The organism is Shewanella sp. SR44-3, from assembly GCF_014163735.1.
Taxonomy (GTDB): domain Bacteria; phylum Pseudomonadota; class Gammaproteobacteria; order Enterobacterales; family Shewanellaceae; genus Shewanella.
Window position 1 is genome coordinate 153,222 of record NZ_JACJDV010000003.1, and the last position, 23,432, is coordinate 176,653.

Consider the following 23,432-nt stretch of genomic DNA (forward strand, 5'->3'; position numbering starts at 1 on the left):
CCTAAATAGCTAAGTCAGCTCAATAGGAGCTGGCCTAGCTAGGCTGACGTAATTCTCAATTAACTTCAACTCTAGTGTTAGAGAGAACAGGTAATTCATAACGCTATGATTAACTCTGTGAGTATCAATATGGATGTTTTAAGCCTCAGCGATAAAGAATTCACTCTGTTCCAAAATATGATCTATGACATTGCAGGCATCAATCTTTCAAGCAATAAAAAAGCCTTAGTTAGCAGCCGCCTAGCAAAAAGAGTCAAACATTTTGGCTTAAAAAGTTATAGCCAGTATTTTGAACTCCTTAAATCCAAAGCTCATAATGAGCACCAAATTGCCATCGACTTACTCACCACCCACGAAACCTTCTTTTTTCGAGAGCCTAAACACTTTGATTTTTTGCGGGACAAAATAACCCCAAACTGGGACGCTTGTCCTCACAGAGTCTGGAGTGCCGCCAGCTCATCCGGGGAAGAAGCGTACACCTTAGCCATGGTACTGGCCGAATATGCCACTAACAAAAATTGGGAAATTATCGGCACAGATATTAGCACTCAAATTCTTGAGCGGGCTCGAAGTGCTCACTACGCCATTGAAAGAGCTGACAATATTCCCAAACAATACCTGAGTAAATACTGCCTTAAAGGTGTAGGTCACCAAGAGGGAACCTTTATTATGAGTTCAGACATTCGTAAAAAAGTGCAATTTATCCATGCAAATCTTAAGGACAACCTCAGTCATCTCGGAAGTTTTGAAGTGATTTTCCTGCGTAATGTATTGATTTACTTTGACGTTAAGACCAAACAACAAGTGGTATCGCAACTATTAAAGCAATTGAAACCTAAAGGTTATTTTATCGTCGGCCATTCAGAAAGCCTTAATGGAGTAGTGGATAGCCTTAAAGCCGTTGTACCTTCCGTGTATCAAAAAATATGATTACAGTCTTAGATAAGTACATATTCAAACAGATCACCTTACAACCGGGAGAATTTCACTTTGATCAAGGTAAAGTAAGGATAAACACTCTATTGGGCTCTTGCGTGGCAATTACCTTATGGCACCCTAATAAACACCTAGGTGGTATGTGTCATTATATGCTCCCCAAAAGCAGTCACGCGAGGCGCTTAGAGCAAGGCTTTTTTGCCGATGGAGCGATGAAATTATTTCTCGATGCCATTAAGCAGCACCACACTCGCCCCGAGGACTATCACGTCAAACTTTTTGGCGGCAGTAATATGTTTCGCCAACTCAACAGCAATCACCACTTCCTTAATGTGGCTGAGAAAAATATTGCTGCAGGACTTAAATTACTAAAACAACATGGCTTTCATATACAGAATATGGATTTAGGCGGTACGGTTCACAGGCAAGTTTACCTAGAACTCTGGAATGGTGATGTGTGGGTAAAATATGGCGGCTTAGAGCCCAATAGAGAAACACTATGACAAAAATAAAAGTAATGATCGTTGATGATTCAGCCATAGTAAGGCAAGTATTACAGACAGTGCTCAACAAGGATCCTGCAATTGAAGTCATTAGCGCAGTTGCCGACCCTTTATTTGCGATGAACCGCATGGCAATCCAATGGCCTGACGTCATAGTGCTCGATATCGAAATGCCCCGCATGGATGGGGTGACTTTTCTGAAAAAAATCATGTCTGAGCGGCCAACACCAGTGGTAATTTGCTCAACCTTAACTGACAAAGGCGCTGAAACTACGATGCAGGCGCTATCAGCTGGTGCAGTTAGCATAGTCACTAAGCCTAAAATTGGCTTAAAAGACTTTATTCAAGATGCTGCCAGCGATATCACAAACGCAGTTAAAGCCGCCGCCAAAGCGAATATGAGTAATATTCGTGCGCCAAAAATAGCGGTTAAAGTACGCGAAAAGAATGGAGTTGAGAGCTTAATCCCCTGTGGTGCTAGCGCTATGTCTAAAACCACTGAGCATGTCATCGCCATTGGCACTTCAACTGGAGGCACTCAAGCATTGGAATTTCTCCTAAAAGCCTTGCCAACCAACGCGCCAGGTATCGTCATTGTGCAGCATATGCCGGAGAAATTCACCGCATCCTTTGCTGAACGACTCGACGCTATTTGTGATATTCGCGTCAGTGAAGCCCGTAATAACGACCGTGTTCTACCAGGTCACGCCCTAATCGCGCCCGGTGGTAAACACATGATGCTTAAACGCAGTGGTGCCCAATACTTAGTGGAAATTATTGATGGTCCTTTAGTCAACCGCCACAAACCTTCAGTCGACGTGTTGTTTCGCTCAACAGCTAAGTGCGCCGGAAAAAATGCCGTCGGTTTTATCTTAACTGGCATGGGCGATGATGGGGCTCGGGGTCTGAAAGACATGTGTGATGCTGGCGCCCCTACCATAGCTCAAGATGAAAAATCCTGTGTAGTGTTTGGCATGCCAAAAGAAGCCATTGCACTGGGCGCTGCAAATAAGGTGTTATCTTTAGCGCTGATCCCCCAAGAAATCATGCGCTACGCCCATTTAAAAGATTAACTCATCGAATCAAGATAATTATCTCTACTCTAATCAGCTAAGCCGCTAAGCCGCTAAGCCGCTAAGCAATGTTGCTAATTCAATCAATTAGCGTGACTTTCTTAATCACAATCGGCGTCACCGGTACATCTTCATGATCACCTTTAGTGGTGGTTTTCAGCTTTTCTATCTGCTTAATGATGTCCATCCCCGCAGTCACCTTGCCAAAAACAGCATAGCCCCAGCCAGCATTGGTGGTGGCCACATGGTCTAGAAAATCATTATTACCCACATTAATAAAAAACTGCCCAGTCGCAGAATGAGGCGCATCGGTGCGGGCCATCGCAATAGTGCCAATCACATTACTCAAGCCTTTATTAGCCTCATTGACTATGGGGTCATGAGTAGGTTTTTCATCCATAGTTTCAGTAAAACCACCCCCTTGGATCATGAAGCCTTTAATGACTCGATGAAAAATAGTGCCTTCATAAAAGCCTTCTTTGCAGTACCTTAAGAAGTTCTTCGAACTCACTGGCGCCCGCTCCATATCAAGCTCTATGCTGATATCACCAAGATTGGTACTAAAAATGATCATCACTATTCCTTAAAAATGAAGCAAACTGCCTCAATGAATTGTTCCGCAAGGCAACATAATAAAAAACCGCGCTAAGCGCGGTTTACAGTGTACCTCAAGCTCAGCTACAAGGTTTAGTTTATGCTGTAATCCAATCTTACTTGGCTCTTGGCTGCAACCGCTTTGCCATCAACAAATTTAGGCGCATAACGCCAATCTTTAAGCGCTGCCAAGCTGGTTTTCTCGAACTGCTGGCCACCGTGTGAGTTGAGGATCACCGGCTTGCTCACAAAACCACTCTCGCTAACAGTGAACTCCATCACCACCCAACCTTCCTTTCTATTTTTAAGATAAGAGGAAGGGTATTCAGGATTCACCCTGTATATAGGCTGCTGTTCTTGAGCATCAGCCCAAGGTTTCATGCTGCCGATGGCAATACAATGTGCCGTTGACTTTTCACTGTCCGACTCGCGCTCATAAAGCTCCACAAGACGAGAATGTGCCACAAGCTTGTATGGATGGTCGAAACTTAAAACACTGTATTGTGTTACCAGCTCTTCATATAAAGCTATAGCTCTATGGTTCTTATTCTCAGCAAAATAGATACCCGCAACGCTGGCCGTGACATTAAGTCTATCGATGCTATCCGCTGGGAGGGTTTCGCGATAAATATCCAAGGCATCTATGGCGTAATTACGTATTGTGCGGCTATAGACTTCAGTCGGTGACAACCTATTAAATGCGCAGGCTTTTACAAGCGCTAATAAATTTGGATTGCTATCATCTTCAGCAATTTCGATAGCTCGCTCAAGTAATTTTTTGGCCGATTTAGCATCTATCTCAGCCTCGCTGGCACCGAGTAATAGGTCAATTAACTCAATGGCTTCATTGCCAAATTCAGCCTCATAAACTGGAATTGCATTGAGGAATAAACTCAAAGCTTTAGCTTTATTAGCTTGCTTCTGTGAATGTTGTTTAGCTTCAGCAAGCAAAGCGTTAGCCCAGTTAAGGCCGAGGTTACTGGCATCGATACTGTGCTCGCCAAACTTAACTGTTCCCAATTTAAATGCTTGCTCAGCATGTAACACCATACTAGCGACATCATTAGTGGTAACGGCTGCTTGATAGTCGCCATAAGCTTGTTTAAAGTCCACTTCAGCTGATGTAGCAATTGGGGCGTTCAACATGCCAACCACTAACAAAGCCGTTAAGCGGGTTGAATATCCATATTTCATTGTCTCAATCCTTATTTAAATGATAACGCTATGAATATTACAAGCTTACCGCTTAGAGTTCACTAAACTTCCTCGTTATTCGATGCTCACACTAAACCACATCGCCCATCCAGCGCTTTAGCAGCGGCGACATGATGAAGGTCAACAAGGCGCCTCCCAAGGCAATCCACATGATGTCTTGATAGAGTAGGCTGAAACTTTGATGCGAAGTGATGCCTGCTATATTCATGCTCGCTTGACCTGCAAGCAAGGCTGCGATGAATTCGGCAATCGCAGAACCAAGAAACCATAATCCCATCATAAGGCCCACTATCTTAGGCGCTGATAATTTAGTGATCATTGAGAGCCCTATGGGGGAAATACATAATTCCCCTGTAGTGTGCAGCAAGTAAGCCAGCACTAACCAACCTAAGGCCACTTGCTCACCACCTTCTGCGAAATACAAGCCAACCACCAAAGCCAAAAAGCCCAAACCCACTTGCAATAGCCCTAGCGAAAATTTTATCGGCGTACTAGGACAATAACCATGTTGCGCTAACCATTGCCATAACTTGGCAAAAACTGGCGCTAACATAATGATAAAAATGGCGTTAAGTGATTGCAACATGGGCGCCGGTATCGTCACCCCAAAAACGAGGCGATCGGTTATCCTATCGGCAAACAGGTTCATCGAACTTCCCGACTGCAAGAAACACAGAAAAAACACCGTCGACATCATGATAAGGCTGACGGCGGCATAGAGTTTTTGTTTAACCTCAGATGACACTTCATTGAGGCAATACCACACAAGCCACAGGCCAATAGCCACAAATGCCAGCCCCAATACTCCGGCCACCAGCTGATGATTACCGATAAGCAGCATAACTACCGCCACCAAACCTAAACTGCCCAGATAAATCAGCTTCTCTCGGCTAATGCTAAACCACACAGACTCAGTTAATTTGTCTTCATCCGGTGCATCAGCAACCCCAAGCAGGTGCCTATGTCCTCGCAGAAACACCACCAGCCCAAGTAACATGCCAAAACCTGCCAAACCAAAGCCATAAGCCCAGCCATAGGTGACACCCACATAGCCGCATATTATCGCTGCCAAGGCTGAACCTAAGTTAATACCCATATAAAACAAGGTAAAACCCGCATCTTTTCTTGGGTCATTCACTTGGTACAGCTTACCCACTATGCTGGAAATATTAGGCTTTAAAAAACCGACCCCGACGATAATAAACGACAAAGAAAGATAAAAGGCCGTCAAACCTGTGCTAGCAACACGTTCGCCCGACTCATTGATGTAAGCGGCGCTGCCTTCAAATGTCATTCCAAAGTGACCAAAACACAACAAGACGGCGCCCAAGACCACGGCCCGCTTTGCGCCTAAATAGCGGTCGGCCAAGACGCCACCCACTAAAGGCAAGGCGTAAACTAAAGCAAAGTAGTTACCAAAGATGCTGGCTGCCTCTTGGTCACTAAACAAAAAATGCTCTGTCAGATAAAAAATCAGTAAGGCCTTTAAACCATAGAAGCTAAATCGCTCCCACATCTCAGTAAAAAAGCACACGTATAAGCCCTTTGGGTGTGCTTGACTAGCCTCTTTCTCGTTATTAATCACACCCACTCTATTTTCCACAGCAGCGCTATTGTCCATGATGTTCTCAGTGTTAGTTTTATACTTGCCTTAAGCTAACCCCTTGTCTTGTAAAAGACTTGAAGCTTAGGTGAACCCTAGCGGAATATTTGGTGAAGCTGGGTGAAGGGGATTGCTAAAGGGTGAAAGCGAGGTAAAGTAAAGGGGAATTTACCGGATCATCACACTAACCCATATACAGGTGACGCTATCTACTACCGCTACCAATTTATCGACCTCACGCTAAATACCCGCTTAGGTACCTTAATGCGGGATGACAAACTCGAAATTAAGCTGCCATGGCTTAGCTATCGCCTGTTATCTGTGCTGTGTGAAGCCGCCCCCGGGATTGTGAGCCAAGAGCAGTTGCTGGAAAAAGTCTGGCCCGATGTGGTGGTGGGTGATGAAACCCTAAAGCAGAGAATAAAGTTACTCAGGCGCGCACTGCATGATGATGCCCAAAACCCGATTTATATAGAAGCTATTCGAGGTCGAGGCTATCGACTACTGCCTCAAGTCATAGTGATCAGCGAGCCCAGTTCGGCTCGAATGACAAGTTTAGATTTAGCCAATGACACCCATGTGATGCCTGAAGATGGCAAGAGCTATCCGCTATTTTGGAAGCTAACCTCTTTGAGTTTCGCGGCCTTAATGCTTATTTTGGCTGTTGTGGCACTATTCATTTCATCGGGTAATAAAGTGTCAAGCCTTGACGAAAACGCACAATCATCACTAGCCTCACAAGGTTTTGATTTTGAACTCTACCTCAAGGGGCTGGAGTACTATCATAGGTACCGAGAAGCCGATAATCTCCATGCCATAGAGCTATTCACTTCGGCTCTTGCCATCAACCCAGATTTAGCCTTGGCCTATAGCGGTCTATCCGATGCTTATAGCCAAGGTGTATTTCAATTTAACGCCCCGCCACTGTGGCAACAAAAAGCCATCGACGCCGCCTATAAAGCCATTGCCTTAGATCCTAACTTGGCGCAAGCCTATAAATCTTTGGGCCTGGCTTACTACAACAAGGGCTGGCTCAATAAAGCCATCAATGCCAATCTTAACGCATTGCAAAAACAAGCTAACTATCATGAAGCCATGACAAACATAGGCTTTATCTATCGGGAAATGGGCCAGCTATCCAAATCAATAATCTGGATTAATAAAGCCCTCACTCTCAGCCCTAACCATAGCGTTAGCTGCGTGCATAAGGCGCAAACCTTAATCGCCTTAGAAGACTTCCCCAAGGCTCAGCTGTGGCTAGACCGTGCATTAACCTTACAGCCCGATTCATTACTGGCCAATGACGCACAGGGACAATGGTATCTTCATCAAGGGCAATTCCTGCAAGCCAAGGCCCATTACTTTAAGCTAGTGCAAAGCCAGCCGTTGCAAACTCACTTTATTCACGGCCTAGCCTTAAGCCAGCTTTACCTCGCAGAATTTCAACTCACCATAGATACCAGCAAATCTCTATTGAACTCACAAAATCCCCAAATTGCCTTACAAGGTCGGTTACTTTCAACTCTTGCAATGTCGGCATTAAAAGAGAATGACAATCAAAAGCTTGAAGATGAAATTTCGATGAGTGATGATAATGTTTCCGAGGTATCAAGTGAGCATAGCATTGCACTAGAACTGCTAGCCCAAGAATTTAAACAGCGGTTACTGCAAGGCTCAGATAGAGCAGCAGATAGCTTAACGCTGGCATTGCTCTATAGCGCACAAAATGAACCAGAGACCAGCTATCGTTATTTGATCCAAGCAATAAACCAAGGCTACTTAGCGCAACAATTACTGACTCTACATCCTAGTGTTAACACCTTGCGCAAAGACAGCCGCTTTCAACAATTAACCCATGAGTTACTACAACAGCTTAGGCTTCAGCAGCAAGCTGTAAATCAACCTTAAGCCAAATATAGACAGGCAAAAAAAAGAGCAGAGCGAACAGATAAACAATCACTTTCGCAGCAACGGTTAGCTAACAAAATGGTTAACTATCACGCCACTGCAATTAGAGATTGTCTCTAATACTCATTGCTTGATACTGTAGTGGCCGTTAAACATGCATTGTACTGCTTACATTAGCCTTGTTGAGTTGCACTATGACTAACCTTGCTCAGCCATTAGGCTCATGTGACTAACTATCATCTCACTCAATGAACTAACAATAATTAGGGTCAACCCAAGGATATTTTAATGCGTAAATCTCTTATCACAGTCACCGTGAGCGCCGCGCTTATGTTAAGTGCCTGTCAAGATAACTCAGTAGCGGACAGCAATATGACCACTCAAGCTCCAGCAAGCCAGACAGCAAGCGCCGTTAATGTGCTATTAACCGCCAGCTCATTGCAAGATTTCGCGCCGCAATTTGATCAAATCAAAACCGCTGATTTTGTGCCCGCATTCACCCAAGGTATGGCCGAACACAAAGCCGAAATCGACGCTATCATCAACAATAGTGAGCCAGCTAGTTTTGAAAATACTTTAGTCGCACTAGAAAAGTCTGGCGCCTTGCTTAATCGCACCCAAAAAGCCTTTTTTACGTTATCTGGGTTGATTTCTGACGATAACTTTATCCAAATAGAACAAGATATGGTGCCGTTATTAACCAGCCATAATGATAATATTTATTTAGATGCCAAGTTATTCGCCAAGATTGATGCCATTTACCAAGCAAAATCGGCCTTAAAAGACGAAGATCTGCGCTTAATTGAAGTCTATTACGATCAATTTGTGCGTGCGGGTGCCAAGCTTAATGCTGACGACAAAGCTAAGATGCGTACCCTCAATGGTGAGCTGGCAAAGCTAGAAACCAACTTTTCACAAAATATACTTAAGTCTTTTAAAGATGACGTAATTTTAGTGCAAGACAAGGCGCAACTTGCGGGCTTATCTGCTGACACTATTGCCTCACTCGCCGCTGCCGCCAAAGCAGCTGGCAAGACTGGCTACATGATAACCTTAGTGAACACCACGGCTCAGCCACTACTGTCTAGCCTTGAAAACCGTGAGTTAAGGCAGAAAATCTGGGAAACCTCGGCTTATCGCGCCATGGATACCAATGCACCATTGAATATAAAAATCGCTCAGCTTAGGGCAGAAAAAGCCGCCTTACTTGGCTTTAAAGATTGGGCCAGCTATTCGGTAGCCGATCAAATGGCTAAAACCCCAGAAGCGGTTTATGGAATTTTAGATGACCTAGCCCCTAAAGCACTGGCTAAAGCCAAAATTGAAGCTTTGGATATTCAAGCTGAAATCAAAAAAGACGGTAAAGATTTCACCTTGCAAGCGTGGGATTGGGCCTATTACGGTGACAAGGTTCGTCAAGCCAAATACGATTTAGATGAAAACCAAGTTAAGCCATACTTTGAGTTTAATACTGTATTAAACGATGGGCTATTCTTCGCCATGAACAAGCTTTACGGCATTACAATTACAAGCCGTAATGACCTGCCGGTATGGCACAAAGACGTGCTCGCCTATGAAGTTTTCAACCAAGATGGCAGCTCAATCGGCTTATTCTATCTTGATGCTTACGCCCGTGAAGGCAAGAGCGGCGGCGCTTGGATGGACGAGCTCGTCACTCAATCGACTCTACTAAACACTAAGCCTGTGGTTTACAACTCACTGAACATTCCAAAGCCTGCGGCAGGTCAACCAACACTAATGACCTTTGATGAAGTGTCGACCTTATTCCATGAATTCGGTCATGGCATTCACGGCTTATTCTCACAGGTTAAATACCCAAGCCTTGCAGGCACAGCAACCCCACGGGACTTCGTCGAATTCCCCTCTCAAGCCAATGAAGATTGGAGCGTAGAGCCGCAAGTTATCGCCAACTATGCTAAACATTACCAAACTGGTGAAGCCATCCCTGCAGAGCTGCTAACAAAAGTATTAGCCGCACAAACTTTCAACCAAGGTTTTGGCACTACTGAATACTTAGCGGCTGCACTGCTGGATATGGAATGGCACTCCATTGCTCCAGGCACCGAAATCAAGGATGTGAAAGCGTTCGAGCAGCAAGCGCTAGCAAAACACGGTTTAGATTTTGATCCCGTGCCTGCGCGCTACAAAACCACCTATTTCAGCCATAGCTTTGGCGGCGGATATTCAGCAGGGTATTATGCTTACCTGTGGACCGAAGTGTTTGCCGCCGACTCATTCGCCCATATGGACCAACAAGGCGGATTAACCTTAGAGAACGGCAACAAGTATCGTCAAACCATTTTGTCTAAAGGCAATAGCCAAGACTTGATGCAAGACTATATCGACTTTAGTGGCAGCAAGCCCACCACAGATGCATTACTCAAACGTCGCGGTTTAGTGAACTAATACTCACTCACTGAACGCTGCAAACCTAAGGGGACTCATGCCTAATTGAGTTCCCTTTTTTAATATCATGTTCAAGATATCCCCCTCGCAAACTTGTTTGTAAATTGCACATCTAATACCGATATTTAATCATTTTTCTATCCCATTCTACGATCCGCATCTATAGTAGATCTAACAAGAGATACCCACTCATAGGGATAACAGAATACTGGATGTAATGGCTCTCATCTCATATTGATAACAGGTAGAATTTACCAATGAGTAACGCGAATATTCAGTTGCAGCCGTCACCTTTATGGCTAACGATAATAAGACAAGCCTGCGTGTCTGCATGGCTAGTATTGTTAGGAGTATCAAATTATGTTCATGCTCAAGAGCTTAAAGTCGGCGTCAGCTTCTCCATCCCCCCTTATGTTATTCAAGAAACCAACAGCGGTATCGAGCTTGAGCTGCTGCGAAGCGCACTCGCAGTAAAAGGCCACAGTGCCGACATCAAATATCGCCCTTTTGCACGCACCTTTCATGAGTTTAAAAAAGCAAAACTTGATGCGATTCTCAACACTAAAAAAGGCATGTTAGAGGGAGTGTTTTATTCAGATATCGTTATCCGTTTTCAAAATTGCGCCATCAGCCTTAAGCGCAATAAATTCGCACTAACCAAGATGAATGATATGCAAGGGAAAAGTATTGTTGCCTTCCAACGTGCAGCGAATCTATTGGGGGATGAGTTTGCCCAAATGGCAAAAAATAATCAGGGTTACAGCGAAATATCTCAGCAAATTTTACAAGTTTATATGTTAATGAAACACAGAACCGATCTTGTCATCATGGATAAAAATATTTTTATTTATTATCTCAAAAAATCTTACCAAACAGGCAAGCTAAGCGCTAAAGAGGTACAACAAGCTGCTGTTTGTCATAACGTATTTCCACCGACAACTTACCGATTCGCATTCTTAAGTGAACAAATTCGTGATGACTTTAACTTTGGTCTAGCTCAAATAAAACAAGATGGCACCCTGCTTGCTATTGAAACTAAATACCAGAGGTTGCTATCACTCACCTTAGATGAAGACGTCGTCATACAACTCGCGGCACCCACCAACTAAGAGTGACTCCAGCCTTTGTGCATATAACTAAGAGGTTAATCCTCTTAAAAAACAGGTATAATACTGGCCTCACTGCAATCAGTAGTGACAGCAACGTTACCAAGACAGCAATTAGAGACTCACATGGCCAAAACCGCAGCAGCACTTCACATCTTAGTCAAACACCAAACTCAAGCCGAAGACATTATTAAACAGCTACAAAATGGCGCTAAATTTGATGTTTTAGCCAAGAAGCACTCCACATGCCCATCGGCCAAAAGTGGCGGTAACCTAGGTGAATTTAAGAAAGGCCAAATGGTGCCGCAATTCGACAAAGTCTGCTTTAGCGGTGAATTAATCACTCCGCATCTGGTAAAAACCAAATTCGGCTGGCACGTGATCAAGGTACTCTACCGCACTTAAACGGCAACTCAGCTACCCATGACAGTTAACTGTTCGCATGAGATTCGTTCATAGATACGCGTACACTTCTCTTAAATCAATAAGGGCCAACAACTCAAACTATCTTCGAACATAATGATGCTGGCCTGAAATTCCGCCATACTGGCTTATCATGGCATTCACTCACCGACACGCGTGAATATGGTACCCAACACTAAAAGGGTGAACTAGGACACTTTACGAGATGACCGTCCGCCCCATGGCCGCTCTTTGGCATCCATGCCATCGCGGCATTTGTGAGTCCTTTACATCAGAGGGGGCGTTCGAGCATCCAAGGATGGACTTGCTGCGTGTCATCAAGTGAGGTGTCATAGCGAGCCTGTACAGCAGAAAACTACAGAGTATTGCTTGATGTTATCTAGCCAAACATTAATGTGCCAAATGTTAATGGTAGGGCATCTTTTTACAGAACAAGCGACGGCGCCACGCGGGACTTAGTGCTATGACCGAGCTCACTGATTGAGCTTATTCCAATACGCTTTGGAGCATAAAAAAGCCTCGCATTGCGAGGCTTTTAAACGACTTAATCTCTCGTCCCAAAATGAGTCTCAAGATCAGCTGTAGAATGCTAGAACGGGATATCGTCATCCCAACCATCGTCCAAATCTGGAGTGAAGTTTTGCTGCGGCTGCGCTTGCGGCGCTGGACGCTGAGCAGGGGCTGCTTGCTGATAACCGCCTTGCTGTGGTGCTTGCTGCGGCTTAGGCGCATAGTTTGACTGCTGCTGTGGTGCCTGCTGTGGCGGCTTATTATAAGCACCTGCTGCCTGCTGCTGCGGGGCATTGTACTGCTGATTTGGCGCAGCTGCTGGACGTTGCGCCTGTGGTGCAGGAGCTGCATACTGGTTCTGCGCAGGGGCGCTATACCCCCCCTCTTGTGAACCTTGTGAGCCCGCCTGGCTTGGCCCCTGATTTTGGTTACGGCTACCTAGCATCTGCATGCTGCCGCTTTGATCGACAACAATTTCAGTGGTGTACTTGTCTTGACCGCTTTGATCTTTCCACTTACGGGTTTGCAATTTGCCTTCTAAATACACTTGCGAGCCTTTACGCAGGTATTCACCAGTGATTTCAGCAAGTTTGCCGAACATGACCACACGGTGCCATTCGGTACGCTCTTGCTGTTGGCCTTGCTGATCTTTCCATGACTCGCTGGTTGCGACAGTAATATTGGCAACCGCATTGCCGTTAGGCATGTAGCGCACTTCTGGATCTTGGCCTAAATTGCCTACAATAATGACTTTATTAACACCGCGACTGGCCATCGAAATCTCCTGAATTTCTTGTTCTCACTAATAGCGAATAAGCTAAGTTTAGCGAAATATATACTAACAATAATGATCGTTTAAAATCTAATGTGCAGAGCCTAACACAGCTCGGGCTTTGCTTAAATCGAAATGAGAGTCGACCTTTAAATAAGCCACCTTCTCTTCTAACACCACCATGGCCTCAATCACACCCTCAAGTTGGGACAATTGAGCAGCCATAGTTAAGGCATGGGGTTTATCAGTAATATGGGCTTCGAGAGTAACACTCTTTAATAACACGGGTTTTTCCATGCCTAGACTTAATAAAAGCCAAATAACCATCAGCACACTGGCAACAAAAAACACCCCTTCAGCGCCTAAATATTGATAAGCACCACCACCTAACATACCGCCGCAAAATGCCCCTAAAAATTGACTGGTAGAATACACGCCCATAGCAGAACCTTTCTCGCCTACTGGGCTAAATTTGGCAATTAAGCTTGGCAATGATGCTTCTAAATAATTAAAGCCGGTAAAAAACAGCACCACTGCCGCGCTCAGTAACCACAAGTTGCCCGCAAACAGGGCCATCAACAACAAAGACACCATCATAATAACCAAAGACAACTGGAACATGGTCTTAGTATTATTGCGCTTAACCCCTATGATGATCATCGGCACCATTAGCATAAAAGCGGCCACGAAAGCGGGGAAGTACAATAACCAATGCTGCTCTTTCAGTAAGCCTGCATCCACCAAGTTAAATGGCAAGGCAACAAACACAGCCGTCAACACTAAGTGTAAGATAAAAATACCGGCATCGAGCCTGAATAATTGCGGGTCCAGCAACATACGCTTAAGCTTGGCAGGTGCGGCTAAGGTGTCCCCCTTTGGCGCTTGTGAAATAGGGTTAGGTACTAAAAAATGCACTATCGCCATGCCCAAGATTGCCAACATCGCCGTCAACCAAAAAATGCCACTTAAACCTAAATATTGCGCCACTAATGGCCCAACTAATAAAGACAAGGCGAAAGAAAGGCCGATACACATACCAATCACAGCCATGACTTTAGTGCGCTGCTCATCACGAGTTAAATCCGCAGCCAATGCCAGCACTGCTGCTGCAATCGCGCCCATGCCTTGCACCGAGCGGCCAAACACCACGCCATAAATATGGTCTGCATTGGCGGCGATAACACTACCAATAGCGAATAACACTAAACCAATCAGTATGATAGGTTTGCGGCCATATTTGTCAGACAAGATCCCCATGGGGATTTGCAACAGAGCTTGAGTTAAGCCATACGCACCAATAGCAATACCCACCCATAGGGGTGAAAAGCCTTCTAAATGCTGACCATAGAGAGCGAAAATTGGCATGATCATAAACAAGCCCATCATTCGCAGGCCAAATACGCCAGCAAGCGAAAACGCGACTTTTTTCTCTAGACTCGATAGTCCTTGATTGCTCATGCAGTTAGCCTCTAATTCACGCCTGATAACTTGATAAAATTTGAATCGATCAAAATCGAGTGGCGCATATTAACACAGGGCGAAGATGTTGCTCAAAAGGAAATAAATATCTTATCGCCTAGGTCTACTGCCTTTGCAAAAAATGGCAAAATTCGGCAAAGTTTCGGCTAAAGTTGTGCGATACTCACAGCCTTGCTTGTGGTACCTAGTGGTACCTGTGTTTATGCCTTCCTTTTAAAGCAGCCAAGAGAATCACTGATGGATACGATTGAAATACGCGGTGCTAGAACCCACAATCTCAAAAATATTAACCTGACAATACCAAGAGATAAACTTATTGTTATCACAGGTTTATCTGGTTCAGGAAAATCTTCACTCGCCTTCGATACCTTATATGCCGAAGGTCAGCGCCGCTATGTAGAGTCCCTGTCAGCTTATGCGCGTCAATTCTTAAGCATGATGGAAAAGCCCGATGTGGATCATATCGAAGGCCTAAGCCCAGCGATTTCTATCGAACAAAAGTCCACCTCCCACAACCCGCGCTCAACCGTGGGCACTATCACAGAAATTTACGACTATTTACGTTTGTTGTTCGCCCGTGTTGGCGAGCCTCGCTGCCCTACCCATGGAGAAGCGCTTGCAGCGCAAACCGTAAGCCAAATGGTAGACAAGGTGCTCAGCTTACCTGAAGGCAGCAAACAAATGCTATTGGCTCCTGTAGTCAAGGCCCGTAAGGGCGAGCATGTTAAGTTATTAGAAAGCCTATCGGCCCAAGGTTATATCCGTGCCCGTATCGATGGTGAAGTGTGTGACTTAACTGATCCTCCAACTCTTGAACTGCACATTAAGCACACCATAGAAGTGGTGGTCGACCGCTTTAAAGTACGCGAAGACATGAAGCAACGCCTTGCAGAATCATTCGAAACCGCCTTAGAGCTTTCTGGCGGTATCGCTGTCATCGCCTCCATGGAAGATGACAACAAAGACGAAGAGCTGATATTTTCGGCTAATTTTGCCTGCAGTCAATGCGGTTACTCCATGGCAGAACTTGAGCCAAGAATTTTCTCCTTTAACAATCCAGCTGGTGCTTGCCCTACCTGTGACGGCCTTGGAGTACAGCAATTCTTCGACCCTGAACGCATCATTACCGATGATAAGCTGTCCTTAGCGGGCGGCGCTATTCGTGGCTGGGATAAACGCAACTTCTATTATTTCCAAATGCTCACCTCCTTAGGCGAGCATTATAAATTTGATGTGGATACCCCTTACGCCAAACTCAGTGACAAGATCAAAAAAATCGTCCTCTTTGGCTCGGGTAAACAGAGCATCGCCTTTAAGTACACCAATGATCGCGGCGATATTGTCAGCCGTAATCATCCCTTCGAAGGCATACTCAATAACATGGACAGGCGCTATCGTGAGACCGAAAGCAATTCGGTGCGCGATGAATTGGCTAAGTTTATGAATAAGCAACCCTGCAGTAGTTGCCAAGGCTCGCGCCTGCGTGAAGAAGCCCGCCACGTATTTATCGGCGATATTAACTTGCCTATGCTGACCACTTGGTCAATTGGCGAGGCCACAGACTATTTCAATAGCGTCACCTTTGAAGGACAGCGAGCCCAAATTGCCGATAAAATCCTTAAAGAAGTCTGCGACCGTTTAGGTTTCCTGGTCAATGTAGGGCTTAATTATTTAAGCTTATCGCGCTCATCTGAATCACTTTCTGGTGGTGAAGCTCAGCGTATTAGGCTTGCCAGTCAAATTGGGGCTGGGCTTGTTGGGGTAATGTACGTGCTGGATGAGCCCTCTATTGGCTTGCATCAACGGGATAACGAGCGCTTACTGCAAACCTTGATCCACCTGCGGGATTTAGGCAATACCGTCATAGTGGTTGAACACGATGAAGATGCCATTCGCATGGCGGACCACATTATCGATATCGGCCCTGGCGCAGGAGTACACGGCGGCGAAGTCATCTGCGCCGGTAATCTTGAGGATATTATCAACTGTGAGGCTTCCGTCACTGGTCAGTACATTTCTGGCAAGAAGCAAATTCATGTGGGCGATAAACGCACCCCAATTGATGAGACCAAACAAATAAAACTCTTTGGTGCCCGTGGTAACAACCTGAAAAACGTCGACTTAAGCATTCCTCTTGGTTTATTTACCTGCGTGACTGGCGTCTCTGGCTCTGGAAAATCCACCTTAATTAACGACACTTTCTTTAAAATAGCCCACAAGATGCTCAATGGCGCCACTGTGGATGAACCGTCCCCTTATGATCGCATCGAAGGTATGGAGCAGTGCGACAAGGTGGTCGATATCGACCAGAGCCCCATTGGCCGCACGCCGCGCTCAAACCCTGCCACCTACACAGGTATTTTCACCCCAATACGTGAGCTATTTGCTGGCACCCAAGAATCGCGCACCCGTGGCTACTTAGTTGGCCGCTTCTCCTTTAACGTCAAAGGCGGTCGCTGTGAAGCCTGCCAAGGCGATGGTTTAATTAAAGTAGAAATGCACTTCTTGCCCGATGTGTACGTGCCTTGTGATAACTGTAAAGGCAAGCGCTACAACCGCGAAACCTTAGACGTGAAATACAAGGGCAAGAACATTCATGAAGTGCTGCAGATGACGGTCGAAGAAGCTCGGGTATTCTTCGATGCTATCCCCTCTATTGCCCGTAAGCTGCAAACCCTGATGGATGTGGGCTTGTCTTATATTCGCTTAGGTCAAAGCGCCACTACCTTGTCTGGCGGTGAAGCCCAGCGAGTCAAGCTTGCCAAGGAGTTATCTAAGCGCGACACAGGTAAAACCTTATATATTTTGGATGAACCCACAACTGGGCTGCACTTTGCCGACATTCAGCTATTATTGGATGTATTACATAGGCTTAAATCTCATGGCAACACCTTAGTTGTGATTGAACACAACCTAGATGTGATTAAAACTGCCGATTGGATTGTGGATTTAGGCCCTGAAGGCGGCGCAGGAGGCGGCAGCATTCTGGTCACTGGCACCCCAGAAGAGGTGGCCAAATGTAAGCACTCCCACACGGCGCGTTTCTTGAAGCCATTATTAGAAAATCAAAAGTTAGCAAATCAAAAGTTGGTAAATCAAAAGTTGGCTAGTCAAACTATAGCCAGTCAAAAAAAGCAGCCAAAAGCCAAAGCAAAAAAAGAAACTAAGTCGTAAAAAATTAAACTTGAGTCACAAATTTAGTAACAAATAGTGAGGCGCGATGAAAGGATTATTCACCACTTCGGGAATTACCCCATCGCGCGGCACTACACGCCATGACAACTGTTTAGCACCACAGTTTTTAGCCCCACTATTGCTGCTATTACTCATGCTAAATGGCTGCGTCTCTACCCCAAGTTGCAATCAGCCACTTCACACCCGCTGGGTAGACAAGGCGCAGCTCACCCAAGACTTGCAAGTATTAACCAGCAGTGAATTTCAAGGCCGGAAAACCCGTACTCGTGGCGCTAAACTCACTCAAGATTATCTCGCAAGCCGCTTTGAGGCGCTTAAGTTAACTCCCTGGCAAGGCAGTTATTACGCCCCTTTTAAATACGGTTTTTTATTCTCAACTCGAGAAGGCGTCAATATGATTGGGGTGTTCCCAGCCCAAAAGCCTTCTTCACGCTGGCGAATTATAACCGCCCATTATGATCATTTAGGCAAACAAGGCAGCCATTACTACCCAGGCGCTGATGACAATGCCTCAGGCGTTGCGGCGCTGCTGAGCATAGCCGCCCAGTGGCAGCGTGAACCTATGGAAGAAGTGAACCTGATGTTAGTGGCGACGGATGCAGAAGAGCCGGGCCTTTATGGGGCCTATGGCTTAGTAGGACAGTTAAAAACTATGCCTGAAATGCAGATAGAACTGGCGCTAAATTTAGACATGATAGGTCACCCCAGTCGCCCCCATGCAATCTACATGGAAGGCGAGAAAAACTTAGCTAATTTTGACACCTTAGCCCCGACACTTACCCAGCACAGCAAACTTTGCCTCAGGGTCAATCGTGCCAGAGTCAGAGGTGCGAGCAGCCTTAATATCGATTGGCTTAGGGCCTCAGATCATTACGCTTTCCATAAGGCTGACATTCCTTGGCTTTATTTAGGAGTACCACCACATAAGAATTATCACACAGTGAATGACACCTTAGAAACCATCAACCTCGATTTTCTAGGCGCCACTACAGAACTTGCGTTCGAGTTAATTAACTTGTCTAGTGAACAGTTAAAGCCACTTAAGCCCAAGATTAAAGAATAATCGGGAACTCAAGTCGTTCAAAAATGCAGAATAACTCACTCCAAGATTTAAATTTTAAAAATCAAAAATCAGGCCAGTTTTAGTTAAGTTTTGAAAATATATTCAGATTGGCATAGGCAAGTTTGTTAAACACTGCTATAATTCCTCCTTTCTGCGGGAAATCGACACGGGGTTGATTTTCTGTCTGTGAAACTTCCAGCGCGATATTATGCGCCATCCACAAGGCTACAACCCAATGTCATCCAATGAAAGAACTTTCCGCGAACTCGGCCTGTCTGAGAATTTGTTGCGTGCTCTTGACGAGCTAGGTTACGAAAACCCTACACCAATTCAATCTGCTAGTATCGATCCGCTTATGGCGGGTAAAGATATTATCGGTCAGGCACAGACAGGTACCGGCAAAACTGGCGCTTTCGCTCTGCCTCTATTAAACAAAGTGGACATGAAAATCAATGCTCCACAGATTTTAGTCCTAGCCCCAACACGTGAACTAGCCGTTCAGGTTGCCGAAGCATTCGGTAGCTACGCTAAACACATGAAAGGCTTCCACGTACTGCCTATTTACGGCGGTCAAAGCATGCATCAACAATTAAGCGCCCTTAAGCGTGGACCGCAAGTGATTGTGGGTACTCCGGGTCGCGTGATGGATCATATGCGTCGTGGCACGTTAAAATTAGATTCATTAAAAGCATTAGTGCTTGATGAAGCAGATGAAATGCTAAAAATGGGCTTTATCGATGATATCGAATGGGTATTAGAGCATAAGCCAAAAGACAGCCAACTAGCACTATTCTCGGCGACTATGCCTGAGCAAATTAAGCGTGTTGCCGCTAAGCATTTAACCGCTCCAGTGAACATCAGTATTGCTGCTAGCTCAACAACGGTTGACTCTATCGAGCAACGTTTTGTGCAAGTATCACAACACAACAAGCTTGAAGCGTTAGTACGCGTATTAGAAGTTGAAAACACTGATGGTGTTATCATTTTCGTCCGTACCCGTAACAGCTGTGTTGAACTAGCTGAAAAGCTAGAAGCACGCGGCTATGCTTCGTCGCCACTTCATGGTGACATGAATCAGCAAGCTCGTGAACGCGCCGTTGAACAGCTTAAGCGTGGTAAATTAGACATACTAATCGCGACTGATGTTGCCGCACGTGGTCTTGACGTTGAGCGTATCGGTCACGTAGTCAACTACGATATCCCTTATGACACAGAAGCTTATGTACACCGTATCGGCCGTACTGGCCGTGCTGGTCGTACTGGTATGGCAATTCTGTTTGTGACTAGCCGAGAAATGCGCATGCTGCGTACTATCGAGCGCGCCACTAACAGCCGTATCGCACCGATGAAAGTGCCAAGCCCAGAGTCAGTTGCTGAACGTCGTTTATCTCGTCTAGGTGAGCTAATTCAAGAAACCTTAAACGGTGACTTAGACTTCATGAAAAATGCTGTCGCTGAGTTATGCCAACAGTTAGAAGTTGATACTGATTTACTTGCTGCTGCACTTTTACAGCAAGTTCAAGCAGAGCGCCCACTGCAGTTACCTGCAATTCAAGAGCGTCAACGTGATTCTCGTGATGAGCGCAGCGAACGTAACGATCGCAGTAATGACCGTGGTGACCGTGGCGAACGTAGCCAGCGTCCACGTCGTGATGCTCGCCCTGCTCCTACCAGCTTTGGTGGTCCAGAAGGCCTTAAAGATAATCCAGACGTGAAGATGAACCGTTATGTTATCGATGTCGGTCGTGACAATGGTGTCGGTGTAGGTAATATCGTTGGTGCAATCGCTAACGAAGCTAACTTAGACAGCCGTTACATAGGTCAAATTCAACTGTACGATCAAGTGACTACCGTTGATTTGCCAGATGGTATGCCAAAAGATGTATTACAGCATTTACGTAAAGTCCGTGTATGTGGCCGCCCATTAAACTTGCGCGAAGCTGGCAGCGAAACTTTCGTTGATTCTGGCCGCAGCAGTGCACCACGTAGTGATCGTCCAAGCCGTCCACGTGGCGACCGTCCAGCCGGTGCTGAACGTCGTCCACGCAAGCCAAGAGACAACGGTTAATCAATTAACCCATGTTTTAAGGTCAAGTGACTAAAAAGGAGCCCAAAGGCTCCTTTTTTGCATCTGGAGTAATATAAATTTGGCATTGATAAGAATTAATTCATAGCTTTACCTGCGCTTAACCCTCACTTCACTAACCCTACCTATGCCTAGGTTATTGCTCCTTAACTTGAGTTAAAGTTAGCTAATAAAGCAACCTTTAAAGTACATCAAGACTTATAAAAGTAACCTTTGATCACATAATTTTAAATATTAGCCCAATAAAAACACTGAACGGTTATCAAATGAGAACTCGCTCACAGTCATAACCCCAAATAACCTAGAGTATATACTCTATATTAGAGCATAAACTCTAATTTGTTGTAGAGTTGTTAATCTCTTTAAATGGGCTATCTGGAGGCGTTATGGAAATCCCCGTGTGGCAATATGTTGTATCTATGAGTGGTTACATAGTTTTCTTACTCTTATTGGTTGAAGGCATGCGCCGGACACCTAGGCTAACAGCAGCATTTTGGTTGCTGTCCTTACTCACAGCCCCACTATGGGCTGATAACTTAGACGGCTGGTTTCGCTGGGCTAAAACGGTCAGCGTTTTAATTCCAACGGCGATTGTTGTCGGTGGTGCCAGGATTGCTTGGCTCTATCACGATAACCCAAATCGGGTGCTGTCTTTCTTCCGCGGTGACTGGGTGCTTAAAGTGCTCTACGGCGTGTTATTCCTTAACATTGCCGAAGCAACGATGAAAGACTTTGCAACAGCAAACTACTTCAACGCTATTTGTGGCGTCATCTTGTGTATCACAATTCCATTCCCTCGCTATAAGAATGGTAAACGTCAATTTTGGGTCATAGGCAGAGACAAGCCAAACGATCTGCTGTTTTATTCAACCGCGGCGTGGAACTTCCTCTACACCACATGGAACTTAGCTTTCGTCTTCGGTGAAAACCCTGGCTTCTTCGCTAGCTCCTTCTGTATTTTGATGGCGGCAGAACTTTACCCCATCATCAAAGGTCGTCCAGAGCTATATATCATAGCCCGTGTTTACACCTTAGCCTTCCACATCTTGGTAAGAGCTAACGCCGACATCTTCACTCCTGTGATGGATTCGACTAACTGGGCAAATGACACTGTGTTATGGGCTTGGGGTGCTGTTAACTTGGCTATGCATATACCGTTTGCTATCTGGTACTTCTACAAGCAGAAAACCAGTCCAACAGGCGAACCTCCTTGCGGTGACCATCCCGCCCCCTTAATTAGCGACCTTGAACCAAAGCTCGTTAAGCAAACGACTTAATACTGAATGGCGTTGGGTTAACGGCAAAGGCTAGCCCAACGCCAACACAGCGCAAGAGTCCACATTAAGAGAGGAAGCGTATGAAATTTATCACACTTAAATCCATGGCCTTATCCCTGCTATTGCTCCTTGGGGCAGCCAGCACAGGACAAGCCATAGCAGAGGGCCCAAGCGAAGATGCATTGCAGCTTCAAGGGGAAATCTGGCAGGGTACAAGAGACGGTAAACCAGGTGAAGGTAGCTTGTTATATCGCCTTGAATTCACCGAAAACAATCAAGTTAACGTCATGAAACAATCTGGCGGCTTTAACAAGGTTGAACAGCAGCAATGGCATGAACACTTAGGTGAGCTAGTTATTACCAGTAATCCTGGCAATGAAATTACCGATTTTGATGGGGCCCGCTTAACCTTCATCGATGATAGTGAGATCCAATTCAGTCTCGACGGTGACAAGTTTAAAATCCACGAATGGCACATGGTCCGCGCAGTCACTCACGTGCTGTTTGTATTATGTGGCTTGATGTTATTAAACGAAATCTGTCGCCGCTACAAATGGAGTAACTACGTACTGTGGTTCCTATTGCCCATCGCCCTTATTCCACTTTGGTCAAGTTATGGTGTCACCTACTGGTTTAAGTGGGTAAAACTCTACTCCGTTGTTGGTGCTGCAGCGCTATTCACCTTGATACGTTTCACTAAAATTGGTGATATGAAATGGGCTAAGTTCGGCGCGGCTGCTTTCCTCGCGATTAACATTGCCGAAGCGGTTACCCAAGATTTCAGTATGGGTAACATGGCCAATATCTTAAATGCTATTGGTGGCGTGCTCTCCATCATCACCTTGTCTGGTTGGGCCATGATTGCCGCCGATAAGAGTAAACAGCAAGACATGATCTGGCCTGCTATGACCACTTTCTGGATCATTGCCTACGACGTATGGAACATAGTCTTTGTATACCTTAATTTCCCAGGCTCTGCTACGGCTCAAGCTATGGTACTGCTTGCAGCAACCCTACCTGCCCTGTTTATTAAAAAAGGGACTTGGTTACAAGCTCGCGCCTTCACTTTAGCAGGCTCGTTCATGTACTACTTCAGCTGTCCGTTTATGTACGAAAGCAACGTTGTTCCATTACCTCGTAATGACGAACTCATGTTAGCGGCAGGTCTTGCCAGCTTCGTGATTAATGCTGCTTATGCCTATGTATTCTTTAGTAAAAAATGGCAAACCCGCAAACTTAATTTGGCTTAATTTAACTCAGGG

General features: G+C 45.4%; 17 protein-coding genes. 12 read left to right on the forward strand and 5 right to left on the reverse strand.

Features of this window, described 5'->3' with window-relative positions; translation table 11 throughout:
- Positions 1 to 129: 129 nt before the first annotated feature.
- From H5073_RS03075 to H5073_RS03085, 3 genes are read left to right on the forward strand one after another with little or no spacing between them, the layout of a single operon-like run.
- A complete protein-coding gene (locus tag H5073_RS03075; protein ID WP_182676851.1) occupies positions 130 to 930 on the forward strand; it encodes a protein-glutamate O-methyltransferase CheR in 801 nt (266 codons plus the stop codon).
- Complete coding sequence (cheD, locus tag H5073_RS03080) at positions 927 to 1,439, forward strand: chemoreceptor glutamine deamidase CheD (protein WP_182676853.1); 513 nt, start codon at positions 927 to 929, stop codon at positions 1,437 to 1,439. The genes H5073_RS03075 and cheD overlap by 4 nt, the downstream gene beginning before the upstream one ends.
- A complete protein-coding gene (locus H5073_RS03085) occupies positions 1,436 to 2,512 on the forward strand; it encodes a chemotaxis response regulator protein-glutamate methylesterase (RefSeq protein ID WP_182676855.1) in 1,077 nt (358 codons plus the stop codon). The genes cheD and H5073_RS03085 overlap by 4 nt, the downstream gene beginning before the upstream one ends.
- A gap of 79 nt (positions 2,513 to 2,591) precedes the next feature.
- Here the strand turns inward: H5073_RS03085 and H5073_RS03090 are convergent, their stop codons facing one another.
- The 3 genes from H5073_RS03090 to H5073_RS03100 all read right to left on the reverse strand — a co-directional run bounded on the left by H5073_RS03090 (position 2,592) and on the right by H5073_RS03100 (position 5,942).
- Positions 2,592 to 3,086, reverse strand: a complete 495-nt coding sequence (locus tag H5073_RS03090; protein WP_182676858.1) for a peptidylprolyl isomerase — start codon at positions 3,084 to 3,086, stop codon at positions 2,592 to 2,594.
- 113 nt (positions 3,087 to 3,199) lie between these two features.
- The gene (locus H5073_RS03095; RefSeq protein ID WP_259394798.1) at positions 3,200 to 4,300 is read right to left on the reverse strand and encodes an energy transducer TonB; all 1,101 of its coding nucleotides are present in this window, start codon (positions 4,298 to 4,300) and stop codon (positions 3,200 to 3,202) included.
- A gap of 91 nt (positions 4,301 to 4,391) precedes the next feature.
- The gene (locus tag H5073_RS03100; protein WP_182676860.1) at positions 4,392 to 5,942 is read right to left on the reverse strand and encodes a peptide MFS transporter; all 1,551 of its coding nucleotides are present in this window, start codon (positions 5,940 to 5,942) and stop codon (positions 4,392 to 4,394) included.
- A 246-nt stretch (positions 5,943 to 6,188) separates the two neighbouring features.
- On the opposite strand from H5073_RS03100, the gene H5073_RS03105 reads away from it, so the two are divergent.
- The 4 genes from H5073_RS03105 to ppiC all read left to right on the forward strand — a co-directional run bounded on the left by H5073_RS03105 (position 6,189) and on the right by ppiC (position 11,770).
- Positions 6,189 to 7,832 (forward strand): winged helix-turn-helix domain-containing protein, encoded by a 1,644-nt coding sequence (locus tag H5073_RS03105; RefSeq protein ID WP_220487872.1) that lies wholly within the window; start codon positions 6,189 to 6,191, stop codon positions 7,830 to 7,832.
- Between the two features lie 288 nt (positions 7,833 to 8,120).
- A complete protein-coding gene (locus tag H5073_RS03110; RefSeq protein ID WP_182676862.1) occupies positions 8,121 to 10,259 on the forward strand; it encodes a M3 family metallopeptidase in 2,139 nt (712 codons plus the stop codon).
- A gap of 257 nt (positions 10,260 to 10,516) precedes the next feature.
- The gene (locus H5073_RS03115; RefSeq protein WP_182676864.1) at positions 10,517 to 11,368 is read left to right on the forward strand and encodes an ABC transporter substrate-binding protein; all 852 of its coding nucleotides are present in this window, start codon (positions 10,517 to 10,519) and stop codon (positions 11,366 to 11,368) included.
- A 123-nt stretch (positions 11,369 to 11,491) separates the two neighbouring features.
- Entirely contained in the window at positions 11,492 to 11,770 is a 279-nt protein-coding gene (gene ppiC / locus H5073_RS03120; RefSeq protein ID WP_182676911.1) for a peptidylprolyl isomerase PpiC, read from the forward strand.
- Positions 11,771 to 12,377: 607 nt separating this feature from the next.
- On the opposite strand, the gene ssb is transcribed toward ppiC, so the two are convergent.
- Together ssb and H5073_RS03130 are read right to left on the reverse strand one after the other, a co-directional pair.
- Complete coding sequence (gene ssb, locus H5073_RS03125) at positions 12,378 to 13,073, reverse strand: single-stranded DNA-binding protein (RefSeq protein WP_182676866.1); 696 nt, start codon at positions 13,071 to 13,073, stop codon at positions 12,378 to 12,380.
- 87 nt (positions 13,074 to 13,160) lie between these two features.
- On the reverse strand, positions 13,161 to 14,528 hold the full coding sequence (locus H5073_RS03130) for an MFS transporter (protein WP_182676868.1): 1,368 nt from the start codon (positions 14,526 to 14,528) through the stop codon (positions 13,161 to 13,163).
- 258 nt (positions 14,529 to 14,786) lie between these two features.
- Here H5073_RS03130 and uvrA point away from each other — a divergent pair, with 258 nt between their 5' ends.
- The 5 genes from uvrA (at position 14,787) to H5073_RS03155 (ending at position 23,420) form a co-directional block, all read left to right on the forward strand.
- Positions 14,787 to 17,723 carry an excinuclease ABC subunit UvrA gene (uvrA, locus tag H5073_RS03135; protein WP_182676871.1) on the forward strand — a complete coding sequence of 979 codons (2,937 nt, stop codon included), beginning with the start codon at positions 14,787 to 14,789 and terminating at the stop codon, positions 17,721 to 17,723.
- A gap of 46 nt (positions 17,724 to 17,769) precedes the next feature.
- Positions 17,770 to 18,807 (forward strand): M20/M25/M40 family metallo-hydrolase, encoded by a 1,038-nt coding sequence (locus H5073_RS03140; protein WP_182676873.1) that lies wholly within the window; start codon positions 17,770 to 17,772, stop codon positions 18,805 to 18,807.
- 235 nt (positions 18,808 to 19,042) lie between these two features.
- The gene (locus H5073_RS03145; protein WP_182676913.1) at positions 19,043 to 20,875 is read left to right on the forward strand and encodes a DEAD/DEAH box helicase; all 1,833 of its coding nucleotides are present in this window, start codon (positions 19,043 to 19,045) and stop codon (positions 20,873 to 20,875) included.
- Between the two features lie 404 nt (positions 20,876 to 21,279).
- Positions 21,280 to 22,170: a hypothetical protein gene (locus H5073_RS03150; RefSeq protein WP_182676875.1), complete on the forward strand. Its 891-nt coding sequence runs from the start codon at positions 21,280 to 21,282 to the stop codon at positions 22,168 to 22,170.
- Positions 22,171 to 22,250: 80 nt separating this feature from the next.
- The gene (locus H5073_RS03155) at positions 22,251 to 23,420 is read left to right on the forward strand and encodes a DUF5692 family protein (RefSeq protein ID WP_182676877.1); all 1,170 of its coding nucleotides are present in this window, start codon (positions 22,251 to 22,253) and stop codon (positions 23,418 to 23,420) included.
- Positions 23,421 to 23,432: the final 12 nt, after the last annotated feature.

Coding starts and splice junctions, on each gene's coding strand:
- H5073_RS03140 (WP_182676873.1), top strand. CDS start 17,770: ATGAAAGGATTATTCACCACTTCGGGAATTACCCCATCGCGCGGCACT.
- H5073_RS03095 (WP_259394798.1), bottom strand. CDS start 4,300: ATGAAATATGGATATTCAACCCGCTTAACGGCTTTGTTAGTGGTTGGC.
- H5073_RS03110 (WP_182676862.1), top strand. CDS start 8,121: ATGCGTAAATCTCTTATCACAGTCACCGTGAGCGCCGCGCTTATGTTA.
- ppiC (WP_182676911.1), top strand. CDS start 11,492: ATGGCCAAAACCGCAGCAGCACTTCACATCTTAGTCAAACACCAAACT.
- H5073_RS03145 (WP_182676913.1), top strand. CDS start 19,043: ATGTCATCCAATGAAAGAACTTTCCGCGAACTCGGCCTGTCTGAGAAT.
- H5073_RS03085 (WP_182676855.1), top strand. CDS start 1,436: ATGACAAAAATAAAAGTAATGATCGTTGATGATTCAGCCATAGTAAGG.
- H5073_RS03090 (WP_182676858.1), bottom strand. CDS start 3,086: ATGATCATTTTTAGTACCAATCTTGGTGATATCAGCATAGAGCTTGAT.
- H5073_RS03075 (WP_182676851.1), top strand. CDS start 130: ATGGATGTTTTAAGCCTCAGCGATAAAGAATTCACTCTGTTCCAAAAT.
- H5073_RS03115 (WP_182676864.1), top strand. CDS start 10,517: ATGAGTAACGCGAATATTCAGTTGCAGCCGTCACCTTTATGGCTAACG.
- ssb (WP_182676866.1), bottom strand. CDS start 13,073: ATGGCCAGTCGCGGTGTTAATAAAGTCATTATTGTAGGCAATTTAGGC.
- H5073_RS03150 (WP_182676875.1), top strand. CDS start 21,280: ATGGAAATCCCCGTGTGGCAATATGTTGTATCTATGAGTGGTTACATA.
- H5073_RS03155 (WP_182676877.1), top strand. CDS start 22,251: ATGAAATTTATCACACTTAAATCCATGGCCTTATCCCTGCTATTGCTC.
- H5073_RS03130 (WP_182676868.1), bottom strand. CDS start 14,528: ATGAGCAATCAAGGACTATCGAGTCTAGAGAAAAAAGTCGCGTTTTCG.
- uvrA (WP_182676871.1), top strand. CDS start 14,787: ATGGATACGATTGAAATACGCGGTGCTAGAACCCACAATCTCAAAAAT.
- H5073_RS03100 (WP_182676860.1), bottom strand. CDS start 5,942: ATGGACAATAGCGCTGCTGTGGAAAATAGAGTGGGTGTGATTAATAAC.
- H5073_RS03105 (WP_220487872.1), top strand. CDS start 6,189: ATGCGGGATGACAAACTCGAAATTAAGCTGCCATGGCTTAGCTATCGC.
- cheD (WP_182676853.1), top strand. CDS start 927: ATGATTACAGTCTTAGATAAGTACATATTCAAACAGATCACCTTACAA.